Origin of the sequence: Streptomyces sp. WG7 (assembly GCF_049975785.1) — a bacterium.
Classification (GTDB): Bacteria; Actinomycetota; Actinomycetes; order Streptomycetales; family Streptomycetaceae; genus Streptomyces.
In genome coordinates this window covers 38,454-44,493 of record NZ_JBNGGE010000055.1, presented here as the reverse complement: position 1 = coordinate 44,493, position 6,040 = coordinate 38,454, and the positions used below count along the sequence as shown (strand labels likewise).

Here is a 6,040-nt window from a genome sequence, read left to right as displayed (position 1 = left end):
GAGCCAGTAGTTGCGGGTGATGAGCGCCTCGGCGCCGAAGTTGAGGGCGAGGCAGAGCAGGACGAGGAGGGCCTGCCAGCGCAGGGCGTTCAGCGCGGCCGCCGCGGCGAGCTGGTCGTGCGGGACGATCCGGGCCAGCAGCGAGTCCAGGGCCGGCCGTTGGAGTCCGGCCAGGGCCGCCACTCCGGCGGCCACCACGTACAGCGGCCACAGCGCGGGCTGCGGCAGCATCGCGTTCACCAGCAGGACGACCGCCAGCAGTCCCAGTCCCGCCTCGGTCAGCACGATGACCTTGCGCCGGTCCACCGCGTCCGCGAGTGCGCCGCCGTACAGGCCGAAGACGACCAGCGGTACCAGTTCGACGGCGCCCATCACGCCCACCGCGAGCGGGGAGCCGGTCAGGTCCTTGATCTGGAGCGGCAGCGCGATCAGCGCCATCACGCTGCCGAGGTAGGTGACCAGGCCCTGCGACCACAGGAGGCGGAAGTCGCGGGAGGAGCGCCAGGGCGCGAGGTCGGGCAGCAGCGCGGCAAGCTTCGGGGTCATGGCTCAGCGGCTCCCGGCCGGTCCGGCAGCCGGGCGCACGCCGCTCGCGTGCCGCGGCGACGCGGACACCTCGGGCGGTGGTTGCGGGTGGGACGAGCGCATGGACGTACTCCGTGTTCCTGGGGCCGGACGTGCCGGACGGGTTTTCCGGGCGTGCCGGACGGGTTTTCCGGGCGTGATCGGTGGTGGGACGCGCCGGGCGGCGGACGGGCGCCGGGGCGCCCTCGTCCCGTCCATGATCCGCGTGTGCGTGGTGACGCTCCGGGCCGGGGTGCCACCACGCGTGGTTTCAGCTCGTGCTGTCCGCGGTCGAGGGAGCCCCGGCGGTGGCCCCGGCCCCCGCCGCCGTCGAGTGGTGGCGGCCGATGGGCAGCACGAGGGGTCTGCCGGAGACCGGGTCCTCGATGACGCGGCTCTCCATGCCGTACACGGCCCGGACCGTGTCCTCGGTCATCACCTCCCCGGTCGTGCCGGCGGCGTGCAGTCGTCCGGACGCCAGGGCGATGAGCCGGTCCGCGTAGCGCGCGGCCAGGTTGAGGTCGTGCAGGACCATGACGATCGTGGTGCCGCGGGTCCGGTTCAGGTCGGTCAGCAGGTCGAGGACCTCGATCTGGTGGCTGATGTCGAGGAACGTGGTGGGCTCGTCGAGGAGCAGCAGGTCGGTCTGCTGGGCCAGGGCCATCGCGATCCACACGCGCTGGCGCTGGCCGCCGGAGAGTTCGTCGACGGCCCGGTCCATCAGGTCGGTCGTGTGGGTGGCCTCCAGTGCGGCGGCGACCGCCGCGTCGTCCTTCGCCGTCCAGCGGGAGAAGGCGCGCTGGTGGGGGTGGCGGCCCCGGCCGACCAGGTCCAGCACCGTGATGCCCTCGGGGGTGACCGGCGACTGGGGCAACAGGCCCAGGGTGCGGGCGAGTTCCTTGGCGGGGGTGCGATGGACCTCCTTGCCGTCCAGGACGACCCGGCCGGTGCGCGGGACGAGCAGCCGGGACATCGCGCGCAGCAGCGTCGACTTGCCGCAGGCGTTGGCGCCGACGATCACCGTGATCCGCCCGGCCGCGAGGGTCAGGTCCAGGCCCTCGATGACGGCACGGTCGCCGTAGCCGAGCGTGAGGTCCTCGGTGGCGAGGGTGTGGGACGCGGTCACAGTGAGCCTCCGGCCCGGTTGGTGCGGACGATCAGGTAGACGAGGTAGGGCGCGCCGAGGACGCCGGTGATGATGCCCACGGGGTAGCGGGTGTCGAAGGCGTACTGGCCGGTGAAGTCGGCGACCAGGACGAGGAGGGAACCGACCAGTCCCGCGGGCACCAGCAGGGATCCGCCGGTCCCCGTCAGCCGGGCGGCGATCGGCCCGGAGAGGAACGCGACGAAGGCGATCGGTCCGGCGGCCGCCGTCGCGAACGCGATCAGCCCGACGGCCGCGACGATCACCGTCACCCGGGTGCGTTCGACACGGACACCGAGGGCGGAGGCCGTGTCGTCGCCCAGGCTCAGCGCGCTCAGGTCGCGGGCCCGGGACAGCAGCACGGGGCCGAGCACGAGCACGGCGAGGACGGCGGGCACGGTCTCCTCCCACGTGGTGCCGTTGAGGCTTCCCGTGAGCCAGCGCATCGCCTCCTGGAGGTCCCACTCACCGGCCTGCGACAGGACGTAGGAGGTGACGCTGTCGAGCATGGCGGCGACACCGATGCCGATCAGGATGAGCCGGGTGCCGGCGACCCCGTCGCGGAAGGCGAGGGTGTACATGAGCAGCGCCACCCCGAGCGCGGCGGCTATCGCCACGACCGACACCCCGGTCCCGCTCATCGAGAAGGTCACGATGGCGAGGGCCGCCGCCGCGCTCGCTCCGGCGCTGATGCCGATGACGTCGGGGCTGGCGAGCGGGTTGCGGAGCATCGTCTGGAAGGTGACACCGGCCATGCCGAAGCTGAATCCGGCGGTCAGCGCCAGTACCGCCCGCGGCAGCCGCAGCCTGCCCACGGCGAAGGACGCGCCCGGCACCTGCTCGCCCATGACCACGCGCAGCACGTCACCGGCCGGGTAGAAGGTGTGGCCGGCCATGAGGGTCGTGACGAACGCGGCGGCGACGAGGAGCAGCAGCGTCAGGACGAGCAGCCGTCGCCGGTACGCGCCGCGGACCCGGGCGCGGGTGACGGCCGCCGTCGTGGACGGGGCGCGGACGGCTGGTGCGCTCACAGGGACCTGACCTTTTGGCGTCGGACGATGTGGATGAAGAACGGGGCGCCGATGATCCCGGTCAGGATCCCCACGTCGATCTCGGCCGGCCGTGCCACGAGGCGGCCCAGCACGTCCGCGGCCGTCAGGAGGATCGCGCCGCCCAGCGCGGAGAACGGCAGCAGCCAGCGGTGGTCGACGCCGGCCAGGAGCCGACAGGCGTGCGGTACGAGGAGACCGACGAAGAGGATCGGCCCGGCGACGGCGGTGGACGCGCCGCACAGCACGACCGCGCCGAGCGCCGCGCCGGCCCGGACGAGGGCCACCCGTTCACCGAGTCCGGCGGCCAGGTCGTCGCCCAGTGCCAGCGAGTTGAGGGCCCGGGCGGAGAGCAGGCAGATGACGAACCCGGCGCCGAGGAAGGGCAGGACGCTGCCGAGCTGGTCGTAGGAGGCGCCTCCGACGCCGCCGATCTGCCACAGCCGGAAGGTGTCGGAGATGTCGTTGCGGGGCAGTACGACGGCGCTGACCAGCGAGGTGAGCGCGGCCGTGATGGCGGCGCCGGCGAGGGCCAGCTTCAGCGGGGTGGCGCCGCCGCGGCCCAGCGAGCCGATGGCGTACACGAAGCCGGCGGTCAGTGCCGCCCCGAGCATCGCCACCCAGATGTAACCGGACGCCGACGCGAGGCCGAGGTAGGCGATGGCGGTGACCACGGCCAGGGAGGCGCCCATGTTGACGCCGAGGATGCCCGGGTCGGCCAGCGGGTTGCGGGTCACTCCCTGCATGACCGCGCCGGAGAGTCCGAGGGCGGCGCCCACGACGACGGCGAGGAGGGTGCGCGGTATGCGCTTGGCGACGGCCGCCTCCTCCAGGGTCGCCTCCGCTCCGCCGAGCGCCGCCCACACGTCGGACCAGGCCACGGCACGGGACCCGAAAGCGAGGGAGGCCACCATGACGGCGATCAGGACGGCGGCCACCACGAGGAGCCAGAGGACGCGGACGCGCGCCGGACGCCGTACCAGCACGGCGTCCGGCGCGGTCGGGGTGGCGGTGACGGTCACTTGACCTTGTCCGCGGCCTGGGCGAGCGCCTTCACGTAGTCGTCCAGGACGTACGGGATCGACAGCGGAGTGGGGTTGGCGGCGGTGGCCAGCGGGGTGGTGTTGGGCAGCAGGTAGATGGAGCCCCGCTCGACGGCGGCCAGCTTCGAGGTGAGCGGGTCGTCCTTGAGCGCCTTCAGGAGCTCACCCGTGTCGTCGCCGTAGCCGGTGATGATGTCGACGTCGTTGAAGTCGTCGATGCGCTCGGCGCTCTTGGTGAGGACGAACTTCTTCGTCGACTCGGACGGCCCGGAGATGCTGGCGGGGATCTTCATGCCGAGGTCGGTGAAGAACTGGGTGCGGGTGTCGTGGGTCGTGTAGAAGCCGACCTGGCTGACGTCCTTGGAGGACACGTGCGTCATGAACATCGCCGTCTTGCCCTTGAGCTGGGGGTACTTGGCGGCGGTCTCGCTGATCTGCCCCTCGAGGTCGCCGATGAGCTTGTCGCCCTCGTCGGCGAGGCCGATGGCCTTGCTGTTCTGGCGGATGATGTCGCGCCACGGGGTCGCCCAGGCCGCTTCCGGGTAGGCCACCACGGGGGCGATCTGGCTGAGGGTCTCGTAGTCCTGCTCGGTCAGTCCGGAGTACGCGGCGAGGATGACGTCGGGCCGGGTGTCGGCGACGGCCTCGAAGTCGATGCCGTCGGTCTCGTCGAACAGGACCGGGGTCTTGGCGCCGAGCTCCCCCAGCCGCTTCTCGGTCCAGGGCAGCACGCCGTCCCCGTCGTCGTCACCGAAGGTGGCCTCGGCCATGCCGACGGGGACGACGCCGAGGGCGAGCGGCACTTCCTCGTTGGCCCAGTTGACGGTGGCGACGCGCTTGGGCTTCGCGGGGATCTCGGTGGTCCCGAGCGCGTGCTTGATCGTCACGGGGAACTGGCCGGAGCCCTCGGCGCCGGCACCGGCGCCGGTGGCACTGCTGTCGTCCTGGTCACCGTCCTGGCCGCCGCAGGCGGTGAGGCCGAACAGGAGGGACGCCGCGAGGGCGAGCGCAGGCAGGCGTGGAGTTCTCATCGACGCGTCTCGTCACTTTCGATCCGGGGTGGCACGGCAAGTTAGGTAAGCCTTGCCTGCACAGAGTATGGAGTCGATGTACGCACATCAATCGAGCCTTTTCGACAGCCCTTGTAGCGATCGGGACATCCGGCGGGTACGGGAACGCCACGGAACGGCCGCCGCCCGGACAGCCTCCGCCCGGGACAGCCTTCGTCCCGCTCCCTGGACGGCCCTCGCCCCGGCCGTCTTCCCGGGGCGACCTTCACACTGCTGTGTCAGCGCGCCCGGAACCTGCCGGGAGTCGTGCCCGTCGTCCGCCGGAAGGCCGCCCCGAAGGCGCTCGCCGAGCGGTAGCCGACCGCGTCGGCCACCACGTCGACCTCGAATCCGCGGGAGAGGAGGTGCACGGCGTGCTGGGCCCGTACCGCGGCGACCCACCGGGCGAAACTCGTGCCCGTCTCGGTCCGGAACGCCCGGGTCAGTGTGCGGGCGCTGCACCCGAGGGAGGAGGCCCAGCCGGTCAGCGTCCGCTGGTGGGACGGATCGGCCCGTACCGCGTCCACGATCGGCCGGAGCAGCGTGGACGTGGGCAACTGCACCAGCAGCGCGCGGGCCGACGGCCGCAGCACGTCGAGAACCATGGTCTCGGTCACCGCCCGGGAGCGCGACGGCAGGTCCTTCTCCTCGAGCCGCTCCAGAAGGAGCCGGAGCAGCGGGGTGATGTCCACGGCGACCGGCACGTCGGGCAACGCCGAGACGGTGCCGTACCGGAAGAAGTGCGCCCGGTACGAGGTGCCCGCGACCGCGGAGGCGGAGTGCATCTGCCCCGCCGGCATCCACAGTCCCAGGGTCGGCGTGACGCACCACACCTGGGAACCCACCACGACCGTGGACGCGCCCTGCTCGTTCCAGAGGAGTTCGTGCCACGGGTGCGAGTGCTCGTTCCAGGCCGTGTCGTCGGCGACGACCTCCTCGTACCCCTTGATCACGAAGGGCACGTCGACCTCGCCGGCGGCGAGCGACGGCAGCTCCCTGGTGACACGCATGCGGTCAGGCTAACCGGCACCCGGCTGCCCGGACCGTACGCGGGTCGCACGCGGGCGGGAGGCCCCGGGAACACCGTGCTCTGTCTGCGCGTGGCTCCGGTGTGCTACTGGATCAGCGGGCGACCCAGAAGCCGGCGCCGTGGCCGAGGGCGGGATCTGCGGACGGCGTCCACCACCGAAA

Annotated in this window: 6 protein-coding genes; all 6 read right to left on the bottom strand. The window is 72.3% G+C overall.

The window, feature by feature from the left end; all coding sequences use genetic code 11:
- Positions 1–546 (bottom strand): MFS transporter (locus ACP4J0_RS33645; RefSeq protein WP_426602500.1); only part of this gene is annotated, 546 nt, incomplete at its 3' end.
- A gap of 289 nt (positions 547–835) precedes the next feature.
- Positions 836–1,690 carry an ABC transporter ATP-binding protein gene (locus tag ACP4J0_RS33640; protein WP_426602498.1) on the bottom strand — a complete coding sequence of 285 codons (855 nt, stop codon included), beginning with the start codon at positions 1,688–1,690 and terminating at the stop codon, positions 836–838.
- Entirely contained in the window at positions 1,687–2,739 is a 1,053-nt protein-coding gene (locus tag ACP4J0_RS33635; RefSeq protein WP_426602496.1) for a FecCD family ABC transporter permease, read from the bottom strand. The genes ACP4J0_RS33640 and ACP4J0_RS33635 overlap by 4 nt, the downstream gene beginning before the upstream one ends.
- Positions 2,736–3,779, bottom strand: coding sequence for a FecCD family ABC transporter permease (locus ACP4J0_RS33630; RefSeq protein WP_426602494.1), 1,044 nt, complete (start codon positions 3,777–3,779; stop codon positions 2,736–2,738). Before ACP4J0_RS33630 ends, ACP4J0_RS33635 begins: the two co-directional genes overlap by 4 nt.
- A complete protein-coding gene (locus tag ACP4J0_RS33625) occupies positions 3,776–4,831 on the bottom strand; it encodes an iron-siderophore ABC transporter substrate-binding protein (RefSeq protein WP_426602493.1) in 1,056 nt (351 codons plus the stop codon). Before ACP4J0_RS33625 ends, ACP4J0_RS33630 begins: the two co-directional genes overlap by 4 nt.
- A gap of 257 nt (positions 4,832–5,088) precedes the next feature.
- Positions 5,089–5,859: an AraC family transcriptional regulator gene (locus tag ACP4J0_RS33620; protein WP_426602492.1), complete on the bottom strand. Its 771-nt coding sequence runs from the start codon at positions 5,857–5,859 to the stop codon at positions 5,089–5,091.
- Between the last annotated feature and the right edge of the window lie 181 nt (positions 5,860–6,040).